Here is a 13,646-nt window from a genome sequence, read left to right as displayed (position 1 = left end):
GCCGGCGGATGCCGAGCGCTCGTCGGACACCCTTGGGTCGCGGCGCGGCGGGAGTGCGGTTCCGTGCTCCCGCCGCGCCGTCCGTCTCACCGCTTCGCCGTCGTACCACCGGCGTACGTCCGCCGCCCCCGCCGGTGGGCGATCTCGCCGAGCACCACGTCGACCGCGACGAACACGGCCAGCGGGACGCCCAGCAGCGGTACGAAGTAGCCGAGGACGGCGACGGCCGCCAGCAGCGGTACGAGGACCGCCGGTGGCACCTGCTGCCACGCACCGCGCGGGACGGGACGGCCGAAGACGGAGCCCCGGCCGCGCTGCCACCACATGCGGTAGCCCAGGACGATGAGCAGGATCAGGGCGGCGGCCAGCGCCATCAGCCCGATCTGGTTGGCGAGGCCGAACAGGCTCCCCGTGTGCAGGTCGATGCCCCAGCGGCTGAGCTTGGCCAGTACCGGGTAGTCGGCGAAGCGCAGGACGTCGGTCACCTCGCCCGTCACCGGGTCGATCGCGACCGAGTCCTGCTTCTCGGGCCAGCTGCGCTGCACCTGCTTGACCACATAGGCCGAGGAGGCGTCGGCGGGCGGGACGATCTCCACGGGGTCGCTCAGGCCCTCGCCCCGCGCGGCGGCCAGGACCTTGTCCAGGCCGACCCCGTGCGCGGCGTCCCCGCCGGTCCCCGCCGCCGCGCCGTGGCCCGCGTGCTCGCCGCCCCCGGCGGCCGACGCCGACACGGACGGGGTGGTCTGCCCGAGGGAGACGCGCAGCTCCTCGATGTTCGCCCCGGCGTACGTCGACCAGGTCAGTCCGGTGGCCGAGAGGAAGACGAACCCGGCGGCGACCCAGGCGCCGACCGTGCCGTGCAGGCCCAGGCTGCGGCGCCGGCCCCGGGTGCCGCGCAACTTGCGCCGGGCCCGGCGGCGGGAGAACCACAGCACCAGGCCGCCGCCCGCGATCACCCAGAGCCAGCTCGCGGCGAACTCGCTGTACAGGCGGCCCGGTTCACCCAGGTGCAGGTCCCGGTGGAACTCGTCGATCCAGGTGCGCAACGGCAGCGCGCCGCTCGAACCGTACTGCTCCAGGGCTCCGCGCACCTTCGCGGTGTACGGGTCGACGAAGACCGCGAGTGTGTGGTTCGGGTCGACGCCCTCGACCCCGGAGAGCAGCACCCTGGTGGTGGCGTCCGCGTCCGGCGAGGGGCGTACGGCCGAGACCGTGCCGTCGGGGTGGGCCTGCCGGGCGGCGGCGACCTGCTCGGAGACGGGGAGCTTGCGCTCACCGGCGTCGGGGACGGTCAGTTCGTGCGCGTAGAGCAGCTTCTCGGCCTGGAACGAGGCCGCGTAGAGGAAGCCGGTGGCCGCGGCGACCAGCAGGAAGGGTGCCACGAACAGCCCGGCGTAGAAGTGCAGGCGCAGGACGAGCGGGCGCAGCGGGGCCCAGGTGCCGGGTGGGGGCGGCGCCGCCCGGTCCGGTGCCTCGTCCGTCGCGGGCGGGGAGGTGGTGGCGGTCATCAGTGGGGTGCTCCGGGGACGTCGTGGGGACGGGGTGGTTCCAGTGGTCGGAACGGGAGAGCGCCCGGTTCCCCGTGGTGGAAGTGGCGTGCGTCACGTTCGCGGGTCTCGGGGCTGCGCGGGCCGTGGCATCCTGGCGCGATGGGAACTCCGAGTGATCGCGCGCCCCTTGCCGAGCGGGTCGCGGAACTGCTCGCCGGTGACGGCCCGTTGCCGATCGTCGCGGCCGGCGATCCAGTGCTGCGCCGCCCCGCCGAGCCCTTCGACGGGCAGCTGGAACCCGCGCTGCTGGCACGGTTCGTGGAGGCGCTGCGTCTCACCATGCGCGCGGCGCCGGGTGTGGGCCTGGCCGCGCCGCAGGTGGGGGTGGGGCTCAGGATCGCGGTGATCGAGGACCCGGCACCGGTCCCGGACGAGGTGCGGGTGGCGCGCGGTCGGGTGCCGCAGCCGTTCCGGGTGCTGGTCAACCCGTCGTACGAGCCCGCCGGTCCGGGCCGGGCCGCGTTCTACGAGGGCTGTCTGAGCGTGCCGGGCTGGCAGGCGGTGGTGGCGCGCCACGCCGAGGTGCGGTTGGTGGCGCGCGACGAGCACGGGCGCGCGGTGGACGAGGTGTTCGAGGGCTGGCCGGCCCGGATCGTGCAGCACGAGACGGATCACCTCGACGGCGTGCTGTATCTGGACCGGGCCGAACTGCGGTCGTTCGCGTCGAACGACGCGATGGCCGAGCGGTGGGCGCAGGCGACACCGGACCGGGCGGCGGCGGCGCTCGGTTTCGAGCTGCCCTGACGAGGTGCGGGAGGGCGGGTGGCGGCGGGGGACGGGCGCTCCACCTGGCCCGTCCCCCCGGACCGGTTCGGCCCGGCCCGGTCCGGTGCGGTCCGATCCGGTCCGGTGCAGTCCGGTCCGTCCCGCCCCCGTGCGGTCAGTTGTCCCGGTACGCCTCGAGCAGCCTCAGCCACACCTCGCTGATCGTCGGGTACGACGGGACCGCGTGCCACAGGCGGCTGACCGGCACCCGCCCGGCGACGGCGACGGTCGCGGAGTGGATCAGTTCGCCCACGCCGGGGCCGACGAAGGTGACCCCGCGGACGATCTCCTCCTCCAGGTCGACGACCATGCGGGCGCGGCCCTTGTAGCCGTCGCCGTACAGGCTCGAGCCCGCCACCGCGATGTCCACGTCGACGGCGCGGACGCGGTGGCCGGCCTGCTCGGCCTCGGCCAGGGTGAGGCCGGCGGACGCCGCCTCGGGGTCGGTGAACACCACCTGGGGCACGGCGTCGTGGTCGGCGGTGGCGGCGTGCGCGCCCCACGGGCCGGCGTCCAGTTCCGGCCCCCCGGAGGCGCGGGCGGCGATGGCGGCGCCCGCGATGCGCGCCTGGTACTTGCCCTGGTGGGTGAGCAGGGCACGGTGGTTGACGTCGCCGACGGCGTAGAGCCAGTCGTGCCCCTCGACGCGGAGGCTGTCGTCGACGGGGAGCCACGAGCCGGGTTCGAGGCCGACGGTCTCCAGGCCGATGTCGCCGGTGCGGGGGACGCGGCCGGTGGCGAACAGGATCTCGTCGGCCTCGACACGGTCACCGGCGTCGGTGACCGCCACGACGGTGCCGTCCTCCCGGGTGACGGAGGCGACGGAGGTACCCGTGCGGATGTCGACGCCGGCCTCGGTGAGGGCCTCGGCGACCAGCTCGCCGGCGAACGGTTCCATCCGCGCGAGCAGGCCCTCGGTGCCGCGCACCAGGAGCGTGACTCGGGAGCCGAGGGCCTGCCAGGCGGTGGCCATCTCGACGGCGACGACTCCGCCGCCGACCACGATCAGCCTGCCGGGCGCGGCCTCGGCGCTGGTGGCCTCACGGCTGGTCCAGGGGCGCACCTCCGCCAGTCCGGGCAGGGCGGGCAAGGCGGCGCCGCTGCCGGTGCAGACGGCGACGGCGTGGCGGGCGGTCAGTACCCGGCGGGTGCCGTCGGGCGCGGTCACCTCCACCGTGCGCGGCCCCGCCAGCCGGCCCTGGCCGCGGTACAGGTCGGCTCCGATGCCCTCCACCCAGCGGACCTGGCCGTCGTCCTTCCAGTGGGAGGTGAACTCGTCTCGGCGGGCGAGGACCGCCGCGGCGTCGAGGGGTTCTTGCACCGACCGGCTCAGACCGGGCAGGCGGCGGGCGTCCGCGCGGGCGAGGACGGGGCGCAGCAGGGCCTTGCTGGGCATGCACGCCCAGTAGGAGCATTCGCCGCCGACCAGTTCACTCTCCACGATCGCGGTCGCCAGTCCGGCCGCCCGGGTGCGGTCGGCGACGTTCTCCCCCACGGGGCCCGCGCCGATCACGACGACGTCGTACGCGATGGAATCCGATTGCGTCATGGGGCCAGTCTGGTGGGTGGTGTGCGACGTGGCCACATGGGTACGTGCGCGGAATACCCACCAGGTCGGCAGTGTTGTGCCGACGGCTTTGCCCCGAACCCAGGAAGAGGGTCACACCATGAGCAGCACCGTGGAGCTCACCAAGGAGAACTTCGACCAGACGGTCACGGACAACGAGTTCGTCCTGATCGACTTCTGGGCGTCGTGGTGCGGTCCGTGCCGTCAGTTCGCCCCGGTCTACGAGAAGGCGGCCGAGGCCAACCCCGACCTGGTGTTCGGCAAGGTGGACACCGAGGCGCAGCCCGAGCTGGCACAGGCCTTCGGCATCCAGTCGATCCCGACGCTGATGATCGTCCGGGACCAGGTGGCCGTCTTCGCGCAGCCGGGCGCCCTGCCGGAGGAGGCGCTGACGGACGTCATCGGTCAGGCCCGGAAGCTCGACATGGACGAGGTCCGCAAGGCGGTCGCCGACCAGCAGGCGCAGGCCGAGGGCCAGGCCGGGCAGGACGGCCGGTAGACGGACCCCGCGGACCCGTCGCCGGTCAGGTCGACTCGCGGTGCACTACCGCCGCGCCCAGCACCTCGTGCCGCTCGGGCGCGGCCCCGGGATCGTTCACCGCGCGGTCGACCAGTGCGGCCAGGTCGCGGCCGGAGGGCAGTTCCAGGTGGACGGTGCTCAGCCGGGGCCTCAGCAGCCGTCCCAGCATCAGATCGTCGGCGCCGATCACTGCGGTGTCGCCGGGGACGTCGGTCCCCGCGTCCTGCAGGGCGCGCATCAGCAGCATCGCGTACTCGTCGTTGTACGCGAACACGGCGTCCAGACCGAGCGATCCCCAGCGGGCGGCCACCCGGGCCGCGTCCCGCTCGTCGTAGGCGAGCGGCAGCTCGGTGACGGTGGCGTCTGTACCGCGAACGGCGCGACGGACACCCTCCAGACGCGGCGTCGAGAAGATCCCCAGGCCGTCCTCCGCGGGGACGACCACACCGATCCCCCGCCGGCCCCGGCCGTAGAGGTGCCGGGCCGCGCGGTGACCGACGATCTCGTGGTCCATGAGCAGGGCGTGCGCCCCCTCGACGGCCTCCGGGCCGAGGGTGAAGACCGCCCGGGCGCCCGAGCGCTTGAGGATCTCCACTCCCTGCGGGCCCAGGCCGGAGCCCGGTACGAGGACCGCGACCGGGCGCAGTTCGGCCCAGGCCCGGGCGGCCTCGTCGCCGTGCGCACCCGCGGTGCCGTACTGCACGACGGTGTAGTCCAGGCGGCCGAGGGCCCACTGGAGTTCACTGAGGAAGCGGCTGTAGAGCGGTCCGGCGGGGAAGGACGGCGCGGGCATCAGGACCGTACGGCTGCGCCCGGCGCGCAGCGAGCGGGCCGCTGCGTGCGGGACGTATCCGAGCTCCCTGGCGGCCTCGCGGACACGGCGGCGGGTGGGTTCACTGATGCGGACGGCGTCGGCGTTGTTGAGGACGTAGGAGACGGTCGCGCGCGAGACGCCGGCCAGGCGGGCCACATCGGCACTTGTGGGGACGGAGCGCGGTGCCAGGGGCTCGTCGGCGGGGGGTTTCGGTATCTGCACCATGACGTACGGCATCTTGGCAGAGGCCGAGAGCCGGGCGGCGCGCGGGGCGACGCATTCCGGACGGACGGCGGCCCACGCGGTGGGGGTGGCGATACCGCCCGGCGGACGCGGTGATCCGCCCGGCGGGACACAACGATCCGCCCAACAGGACACAGCGAACCGCCCGGCGGGACGCGGTGGCCCGCCCTACGGAGCACAGCGACCCACCCGGCGGGACGCGTGACCCGCCCTGCTGGGCGGGGCGTCCGGCCCGACGGGGCACAGCGACCCACCCGGCGGGGCACAGTGATCCGCCCGACAGGACGTCGTGGCCCCGTCCGAAGGGGCACAGCGCCCCACCCGATGACGTGGTGGCCCGTCCGAAGGGGCACAGCGCCCCACCCGAAGACGTAGTGGCCCGCCAAAACAGGACCGCAGTGGTCGCGGGCTCAGCCCGGGGGTGCCGTGCGGGTCACGCGCGCGACCAGGTCCAGCCAGCCTGCCTCCAGCCGCGCCGGAGGCACCCCGCACTGCTCGGTGAGGTGGTGGACCAGAGCGGGGTCGAGGTACGCCAGCAGGGTGTGCGAGAGGAGCTCGCTGTCCGCGTCGGGGACCGCCTGTCGCAGCAGCAGGGCCACGTGCCCGCGCAGGAAGCGGCGCGGTGCGGAGGTGTAGCGGCGTTCGGCGCTGGGCTCTGCGGCCAGCTGCAGTTCGAGCTCGTCGACGCAGCGGCGCAGTGTCGCGAGGCCGAAGGCGCGGAGCCGCTCGACGGGAGGGGCTCCGGGCCCCAGCGGCGCGGGCCCGCCGAGGAGCGCGGCCTGGAACTTCTTCTCGGAGTGGTCCAGCAGCGCCATGAGCAGACCGGTGCGGTCGCCGAAGCGGCGGAACACCGTGCCCTTGCCGACCGAGGCCGCCGCGGCGACCGCCTCCATCGTCAGACCGGCCGCGCCGTGCTCGGCGACCAGCCGGGCTGCGGCCTCCAGCAGCCGGGCCCGGTTGCGGGCGGCGTCGGCGCGCAGGCAGGGCTCGTCCTCCTCGGTCCACGGCCCGAGCTGCAACAGCTCGGGCGGACCGGCGGTCTTCTCGGGCTCCTGGAAGGGCGGCAGGGCGGCTGGCATGTCGCCAGCGTAAAGCATCGGGAAGAAAACTGGACCGCGGTCCGGTTAGGATGTTAGACATTAAACGGACCCCGGTCCGGATCGTAACGGCAGTGTTTCAGCGGCGTCTGTCCCCCAGCGTCCGCGTCATCAGTGGGAGTACTCATGTCTGTCCGCATCCTTGCGCTCGTCGGCAGCCTTCGCGCCGGTTCGCACAACCGCCAGCTCGCCGAGGCGGCCGCCCGGTTCGCCCCGGAGGGTGCCGAGGTGCAGCTGTTCGAGGGGCTGGCCGACATCCCCTTCTACAACGAGGACATCGACGTCGAGGGCAGCGTCCCGGCCGCCGCCGTGAAGCTGCGCGAGGCCGCCCAGGCCTCCGACGCCTTCCTGCTCTTCTCGCCGGAGTACAACGGCACCATCCCGGCCGTCCTGAAGAACGCCATCGACTGGCTGTCCCGCCCGTTCGGCGCGGGCGCCTTCGCCGGCAAGCCCGCCGCCGTGGTCGGTACCGCCTTCGGCCAGTACGGCGGCGTGTGGGCGCAGGACGACACCCGCAAGGCCGTGGGCATCGCCGGCGGCAAGGTGATCGAGGACATCAAGCTGTCCATCCCCGGTTCGGTGACCCGCTTCGCCGAGGTCCACCCGGCCGACGACGCCGAGGTCGCCGCCCAGCTGACCGAGGTCGTCGCCCGGCTGCACGGCCACGCCGACGAGGCCATCGCCGCCTGACCCGCGCCACGACGCCGTACGGGACCGGGGCTCCGCCGAGCCCCGGTCCCGCGGTGTGTACCGGGGACGAGCGCCGTCGGACCCTCACATGTGCGAGGTACCGGCGGAAGCCGTCTTCTCCTTGACTGGTCCCGCAAGCGAAGAACGCGCGACCTCATGGGGGTACACATGAACCGCAGGAAGAACGTCGTCGCCGCCGGGCTGGCCGCCACGGTCTCGGCCCTGGCGCTCACGGTGGCGGGTTCCGCCGTCCCGGCGCAGGCCGCCCCGTCCGCGGCGGCGGCCGGCGTGGACTGCGACGGCTGGGTGCACAACAACAATCCGGACCACGGCATCGCCGGCTGCAAGAACAACACCGACCGCACCGTCACCTTCCGCGCCGAGATCGTCTGCGGCTGGGCTCCGGACGTGTCGGGCCAGTGGGTGACCCTGGCGCCGGGACAGTACAACGAGTCCTCCGGCGTCTGCGCGATCTACAGCTCGGGCGTCGGCAGCGTGGGCTGGACCATCCAGTAGGCCGGCGTCAGACGCCCGGTCCCCGCGGCTGCCCCTGCTCCTGCCTCTCCTCCTGCCTGTCCTCCTGCTCCCGCTCCTGCTTCCTCGCGGCCCACAGGCTCGTCGCCGTGGTGACCGCGAGGACGAGCACGATGAAGCCGAGCGAGAAGGGGATGCCGATCTCGGGGACGTGGACCCCGGACTCGTGCAGGGCGTGCAGCACCAGCTTCACGCCGATGAAGCCCAGGATGACCGACAGACCGTACGAGAGGTGCACGAGCCTCTTCAGCAGGCCGCCGATGAGGAAGTACAGCTGGCGCAGGCCCATCAGGGCGAACGCGTTGGCCGTGAACACGATGTACGGGTCCTGGGTCAGGCCGTAGATGGCGGGGATGGAGTCCAGGGCGAACAGGACGTCGGTCATGCCGATCGCCAGCATCACGACCAGCATCGGGGTCATCACCCGCCGGCCGTTCTCCTCGATCCACAGCTTGGTGCCGTGGTACCGGTCGGCGACGCCGAAACGGCGCTCGATCGACTTCAGCAGCTTGTTCTCCTCGTACTCCTCGTCGTGCCCTCCCTTGCGCGCGTCCTGGATGAGCTTCCAGGCCGTCCAGATCAGGAAGGCGCCGAAGACGTAGAACACCCAGGAGAAGGCGGAGATGATCGCCGCGCCGGCCGCGATGAAGCCGGCGCGCAGGACCAGGGCCACCAGGACGCCGACCATCAGCACGCGCTGCTGGTACTGGGAGGGCACCGCGAACTTCGCCATGATCAGGACGAAGACGAAGAGGTTGTCGACGCTCAGCGACTTCTCGGTGATGTAACCGGCGAAGAACTCGCCGCCCGGTCCGCCCCCGCCGAACACGAGCAGCCCCACGCCGAACAGGGCTGCCAGAACCACCCAGACGGCCGTCCAGATGCCGGCCTCCCTGATCGACACGTCGTGCGGCTTGCGGCCGATGAAGAAGTCGGCGGCGACGAGGACGCACAGGCCCGCGACGGTCAGCAGCCAGACCGTGGGGGAAACGTTCACCGGGGCTCCTGACACTGGGGGACCGCGTACGGGTTCTTGGTCAGGGTGTTTCCGGTGAGCGGCGCGGGCAACCCGGCGCGGCCCCGTGTCGCCGGATCAGCCCGCCCAGTCCAGCAGCCGGTCGCGGGTCTCGGGGGCGCGCAGGTGGTCGAGCGAGGCCTTCTCCAGTTGGCGGACTCGTTCCCGGGTCAGTCCCACGTGCTGGGCGACCTGGTGCAGGGTGCGCGGGCGGCCGTCGTGCAGGCCGTAGCGGAGGCTGAGGATCATGGCCTCGCGGGGAGCGAGGGTGCCGACGGCCTCCCGCAGTTCCGCCGCCAGCGCCTGGAACTCGGCGACCTCGGGGGCCTGGAGTACCTCCGTGTCCGGGATGAGGTCGCCGACGACGGTCTCTCCTGCCTCGTCGACGGGAGTGTCCAGGCTGACCGCGTCCCGTCCCACCCGGCGCAGCCAGACGACCTTGTCGCCGTCGATGCCGCTCTCGGCCGCCACCTCGTCCGCGGTCGGCTCACGGTCCAGCCGGCCGCGCAGCTTGCGCTCGACCTTGGCCAGCTTCTGCAACTGCTCGACGACGTGCACCGGAAGGCGCACGGTACGCGCGTGGGTCGCCAGGCCCCGCTCGATGGCCTGCCGGATCCACCAGGTCGCGTAGGTGGAGAACTTGAAGCCCTTGGTGTGGTCGAACTTCTCCACGGCGCGGATGAGGCCGAGGTTGCCCTCCTGGATGACGTCCAGCAGGGGCAGTCCCCGGTGGGCGTGGCGTTTGGCCATCGAGACCACCAGCCGCAGATTGGCCCGCACCATGTGGTCCTTGGCCGCCCGACCGTCGCGGACGGTCTCCTCCAGCGCGCGGCGGCGCGCGGGTGTCGGGGCCGGTTCGCCGGTGTCGGCCGCCTCCAGTTCCTCCATGGCCCGGACTCCGGCCTCGATGCGGCGGGCCAGTGTCACCTCGTCCTCGGCGGTCAGCAGCGCGGTGGCGCCGATCTGGGCCAGGTACTGGCCGAGCAGGTCGGGCTCCTCGTCGGGTTCGGGGATCCGGCTGCGCAGCCGTGCGGTGCGGGTGGCGGCTCGGCGGTCCTCCGTGCCGGTGCCGCGGGTTCCTGCCTGGGGAGCCATGTCGCTTCCTCCGTCCCCTCGTGCCGCGTCCGACGAGGGTGTCGGCCCGGCTTTCGTACGGGCCCCGCGGTCCGCTTCCTGGCCGTGCACCGCTCCGCGGCGGCCGGCTCAGCCGAGGTCGATCAGGGCCAGGCCGATGTCGGGGCGGTGGGTCTTGGCCAGTTCGGCGGGGCTGTCCCGTACGACGACCTCCAGCGTCGGCCAGACCCGGCCGGACAGCAGGTGGCCACCGCGGGTGGAGCCGTCGGACAGGCCCAGTACGGCGTGCAGGTGCGGGGTGGGCCCGTCGTCGCCGACGGCGATGTCCCCGAGCAGCGACAGCACCTCGCACTGCTCCTCGACGGGAATGCGCCGGTAGTCCCTGGTCTCCCGGTCGAACCAGCCGACCACGGCCTCCGAGAAGGCGCCCACGGCGGTCACCTGGGACGCCCCGAGAGACCGGTCCCGGGCGAAGGCGGTGAGCTCGGCGACGGCGTCCTCGCCGGGGTCGAGCACCACCACGTACACCGCGGACGGCCCCTCCTGCACCTGCTGCCACTCCATGCCCGGCGGGTACCCGGCACGCGCGGGGACAACCGCCGGACCGGCCTCCGGCGCCGCGGTCCCTCGCCGGTCCGCCCGGCCGGACTTCGCGAGCGGGCGCGGCCCCCGGTGGTGCGGTCACGGGCCGAGTGCCGCGCGGATCTCGGCGAGCCATCCGTCGACCGGCCCGAAGGTGAGCAACCCGCTGCCGGCGCCGGCGAGTTGACCGGAGGCGGGCAGCAGCCGCCGGTACGTCCGCTCCAGGGCCGGGCGATCATCGAGCCGGAGGGCGAGCGCGGCCTCGGCACAGCACAGCGCCTCGTAGAGGAGGTCGGGAGGTGGCTCCGCGAGGGCGTCCAGAGCGGCCCGGGCCTCGGCGTCACGCCCCTCGTCCAGGAGGGCGAAGGGCGCGGCCCAGGGCCGGTACGGTCCCCAGTCCGCGAGCGGGTCCACGTCCGCCGGCCTGCCGTGGGCCAGTCGCAGGCCGAGCAGCGCGAGGGGCGGCAGGCCGCATGCCAGACCCGGCATCCCGGCGCCGTCGAGCCGCGCGGCGGCGGACCGGTAGGCGGCCTCCGCGCTCTCGTACGGGCTGCCGTCGGCTGCCCGGCGCAGGGCCCGGTACCCCTCGGTGAAGACGCCCACGAGCGGCCGTTCATGCCGTTCGGCCAGGTGGTCCGCGGCGGCGGCGTGCTCGTCCGCGGAGGTGAAGTCGGCGAGGGCGGAGCGGGCCTGGAGGCGGATCAGACGGCCGAGCACCTCGTGGTTGACCAGGCCGTGCCGGGCGGCGAGCGCGATGAGTTCGGCGCCGATCGCGTCCCGGCGCGGGGCCAGTCCGGCGGTGGTGCAGGACTGCATGAACAGACCGTTGAGGGCGAAGGCGAGGAGCGCGGGGTCGTCCAGGCGGCGGGCGATCCGCTCGGCCTCGTCCGCCGCTCGGGGGCCGCGCGGGGAGCGGACGCCCCGGGACTCCAGGGCGATGGTGGCGAGCAGCCGGCAGCGCGCCGCGTCGGCGGTGGTGTCGTCCGGCAGGGCGGCGAGGGTGCGCTCGGCGGCCGCGACGATCCGCCGGGCCGGTTCGGGGTCGTCGCTGCGGGTCCAGTTGGCGGGCACGTCGTAGGCGCCGATCACCCGGGCGGTCAGCTCCGCGTCGCCGGTCTCCTCGGCGGCGGCGACCGCGGCCGCCCGGTGCTCCCGGGCCGCTTCCAGGCCGCCGGCGCCGGTCACGGCGAGGTGGCGCAGCAGGCCCACGGTGGACTCCAGGCGGGCGCGGGCACCGGCGGCGACCGCGCGGTCGTACGCCTCGGTCGCGCGCGCCCACAGCCGGGCCGCGGCCTCCGCCGGTTCGCCGGGCGGGTCGAGGCCGGGGTCCTGGGCGAGGATGTCGGCCTCCAGGCGGCGCAGCCGGGGACCGGGGTCGACCCCCAGGTGCCCGGCCAGCAGCGCGCGGGCCCGGCGCAGCACCGCGAGGGCGTCCGCCTGGCGCCCGGCCCGGTACAGGGCGAGGGCGTGCAGCCGCCAGGCCTCCTCGCGCCAGGGGTGCTCGGCCAGGTGGGCGTCCAGGTCGGGGACCGCTTCGGCCGCCCGTCCCAGGCCCACCAGCAGTTCCGCCCGGCGTTCGACGGCGCGCAGTCGCAGTTCGGTGAGCCGCAGGCGCTCGCCGCGGGCCCACTGCGCCCCGCCGAACTCGGCGTAGGCGGGGCCCCGCCACTCCCCCAGCGCCGTCCGGAGCAGGTCCGGGGCGCGAGCGGCGGGCATCCGGTCCGCCTGTGCGACGGCCTCCTCGAAGCGCCAGGCGTCCACCGCGTCCGGCGCCGCGCGCAGCGTGTATCCGGGGCCCTCGGTGACCAGCAGCCGCGCCGGAGCACGGGGTGGACGGCCGGGTTCCAGGGCGCGGCGCAGGTCACCGACGAAGGTGCGTACGGAGCCGACGGCCCTCGGTGGCGGTTCGTCCCACAGGTCCGCCACCAGGCGGTCGAGCGGGACCACCCGCCGCCGGGCGACGAGCAGGCGGGCCAGCACGGCACGGTGCCGAGGGCCCCTGAGCGCGAGCACGTCACCGGCACGCTCGGCCGTGACCGGTCCGAGCACTGAGAACGTGACCGCTTCCATGTTCCGTCCGCTCCGCTCCAGACCGCGCCCGCCCGGCCACCACGGTACGCGTGCTGATCCGTTGCTGATTCGCGCCCGGCAGGCTCGAAGACGTCACCGGCACGCCGGCGAACGGACCCGGCGTGGAACAGAGAGGCGCAGCCCAGCCATGGCACCGACCATCCCCGATTTCACCCACGACCGCGTCGCGGTCGCCGACGGCGTCGCCCTGCGGGTGGCCGTCGGCGGCTCCGGCAGCCCGGTCGTGCTGCTGCACGGCTTTCCGCAGACCCATCTGATGTGGCGGCACGTCGCCGCCGACCTCGCGGCCGACCACACGGTCATCTGCCCCGACCTGCGCGGCTACGGTGCCAGCGACAAGCCCGCCGACCCCGACGGCACCGCCTACGCCAAGCGGACCATGGCCGCCGACGTCGTCGCCCTCGCCCGGGCGCTCGGACACGAGCGGTTCGCACTGGCCGGCCACGACCGGGGCGCGCTCGTCGCGGTGCGGGCCGGACTCGACCACCCGGACGCGGTGACCCACCTGGCGGCGCTGGACGTGCTGCCGACCCTGGACATGTGGGACGTCCTGCGCGGCACCTCCGCCGCCGTGGGCTTCCACCTGTACCTGATGGCGCAGCCGCCCGGGCTGCCGGAGCAGCTGATCGGTGCCGCGCCGGACGCGTTCTTCGGTCACTTCCTCGACGTCTGGACCCGGGACCCGGACGCCCTGCCCGCCGACGTCCGCGCCGCCTATCTCAAGGCGTCCCGCGAGGCGGTGCCGTCCATCGTGGCCGACTACCGGGCCTCGGCCGGCATCGACGTCGCCCACGACCGGGCGGACCGCGAGGGTGGCAACCGGCTGCGCATGCCGGTCACCGTCCTCCAGCAGGACTGGGGCGCCGCCCTCGGCTACGACGCCGCCGCGCTGTGGCGGGCCTGGGCCCCGGACCTGCGGCACGACACCGTCGACTGCGGCCACTTCATGGCGGAGGAGGCACCCGGCGAGGTCAGCGGGGCACTGCGGGAGCTGCTGAGGCGGTAGACCGGGTCCGTGCCGGCCTGAGGCCGCCGGCGGGCCGGGCACGTGCCCGAGCGCTGAGGCCGCGCCACCCGCACGGCCACCGCGCGACAAGGCGGCGC

Annotated in this window: 13 protein-coding genes; 5 read left to right on the top strand and 8 right to left on the bottom strand. The window is 74.3% G+C overall.

What is annotated here, in order from left to right:
* Positions 1-86: 86 nt before the first annotated feature.
* Positions 87-1,508 (bottom strand): PepSY-associated TM helix domain-containing protein, encoded by a 1,422-nt coding sequence (locus SAM23877_RS31560; protein ID WP_053140533.1) that lies wholly within the window; start codon positions 1,506-1,508, stop codon positions 87-89.
* A gap of 141 nt (positions 1,509-1,649) precedes the next feature.
* Here SAM23877_RS31560 and SAM23877_RS31555 point away from each other — a divergent pair, with 141 nt between their 5' ends.
* Entirely contained in the window at positions 1,650-2,294 is a 645-nt protein-coding gene (locus SAM23877_RS31555) for a peptide deformylase (RefSeq protein WP_053140531.1), read from the top strand.
* 136 nt (positions 2,295-2,430) lie between these two features.
* Here the strand turns inward: SAM23877_RS31555 and SAM23877_RS31550 are convergent, their stop codons facing one another.
* Positions 2,431-3,864 (bottom strand): dihydrolipoyl dehydrogenase family protein, encoded by a 1,434-nt coding sequence (locus SAM23877_RS31550; RefSeq protein WP_053140528.1) that lies wholly within the window; start codon positions 3,862-3,864, stop codon positions 2,431-2,433.
* Positions 3,865-3,982: 118 nt separating this feature from the next.
* Here SAM23877_RS31550 and trxA point away from each other — a divergent pair, with 118 nt between their 5' ends.
* Positions 3,983-4,381 carry a thioredoxin gene (gene trxA / locus SAM23877_RS31545; protein WP_053140525.1) on the top strand — a complete coding sequence of 133 codons (399 nt, stop codon included), beginning with the start codon at positions 3,983-3,985 and terminating at the stop codon, positions 4,379-4,381.
* 25 nt (positions 4,382-4,406) lie between these two features.
* Here the strand turns inward: trxA and SAM23877_RS31540 are convergent, their stop codons facing one another.
* Together SAM23877_RS31540 and SAM23877_RS31535 are read right to left on the bottom strand one after the other, a co-directional pair.
* Positions 4,407-5,441, bottom strand: a complete 1,035-nt coding sequence (locus tag SAM23877_RS31540) for a LacI family DNA-binding transcriptional regulator (protein ID WP_079030551.1) — start codon at positions 5,439-5,441, stop codon at positions 4,407-4,409.
* 428 nt (positions 5,442-5,869) lie between these two features.
* A complete protein-coding gene (locus tag SAM23877_RS31535) occupies positions 5,870-6,538 on the bottom strand; it encodes a TetR/AcrR family transcriptional regulator (RefSeq protein ID WP_053140519.1) in 669 nt (222 codons plus the stop codon).
* Between the two features lie 144 nt (positions 6,539-6,682).
* Between SAM23877_RS31535 and SAM23877_RS31530 the strand changes: the two genes are divergently transcribed.
* Both SAM23877_RS31530 and SAM23877_RS31525 read left to right on the top strand, forming a co-directional pair.
* Positions 6,683-7,246: an NAD(P)H-dependent oxidoreductase gene (locus SAM23877_RS31530; protein ID WP_053140516.1), complete on the top strand. Its 564-nt coding sequence runs from the start codon at positions 6,683-6,685 to the stop codon at positions 7,244-7,246.
* Positions 7,247-7,414: 168 nt separating this feature from the next.
* On the top strand, positions 7,415-7,762 hold the full coding sequence (locus tag SAM23877_RS31525; protein WP_053140513.1) for a hypothetical protein: 348 nt from the start codon (positions 7,415-7,417) through the stop codon (positions 7,760-7,762).
* Positions 7,763-7,769: 7 nt separating this feature from the next.
* On the opposite strand, the gene SAM23877_RS31520 is transcribed toward SAM23877_RS31525, so the two are convergent.
* The 4 genes from SAM23877_RS31520 to SAM23877_RS31505 form a co-directional block, all read right to left on the bottom strand.
* Entirely contained in the window at positions 7,770-8,777 is a 1,008-nt protein-coding gene (locus tag SAM23877_RS31520) for a TerC/Alx family metal homeostasis membrane protein (protein ID WP_053140510.1), read from the bottom strand.
* Between the two features lie 96 nt (positions 8,778-8,873).
* A complete protein-coding gene (locus SAM23877_RS31515; protein ID WP_053140507.1) occupies positions 8,874-9,890 on the bottom strand; it encodes a sigma-70 family RNA polymerase sigma factor in 1,017 nt (338 codons plus the stop codon).
* A 108-nt stretch (positions 9,891-9,998) separates the two neighbouring features.
* On the bottom strand, positions 9,999-10,433 hold the full coding sequence (locus SAM23877_RS31510) for a PPC domain-containing DNA-binding protein (RefSeq protein WP_053140504.1): 435 nt from the start codon (positions 10,431-10,433) through the stop codon (positions 9,999-10,001).
* 117 nt (positions 10,434-10,550) lie between these two features.
* On the bottom strand, positions 10,551-12,521 hold the full coding sequence (locus SAM23877_RS31505) for an AfsR/SARP family transcriptional regulator (RefSeq protein WP_053140501.1): 1,971 nt from the start codon (positions 12,519-12,521) through the stop codon (positions 10,551-10,553).
* Between the two features lie 148 nt (positions 12,522-12,669).
* On the opposite strand from SAM23877_RS31505, the gene SAM23877_RS31500 reads away from it, so the two are divergent.
* Positions 12,670-13,548 carry an alpha/beta fold hydrolase gene (locus tag SAM23877_RS31500; protein ID WP_053140498.1) on the top strand — a complete coding sequence of 293 codons (879 nt, stop codon included), beginning with the start codon at positions 12,670-12,672 and terminating at the stop codon, positions 13,546-13,548.
* The last annotated feature ends 98 nt before the right edge of the window (positions 13,549-13,646 follow it).

Origin of the sequence: Streptomyces ambofaciens ATCC 23877, assembly GCF_001267885.1 — a bacterium.
Taxonomy (GTDB): Bacteria; Actinomycetota; Actinomycetes; order Streptomycetales; family Streptomycetaceae; genus Streptomyces; species Streptomyces ambofaciens.
This window is presented reverse-complemented; position numbering and strand designations above follow the sequence as displayed.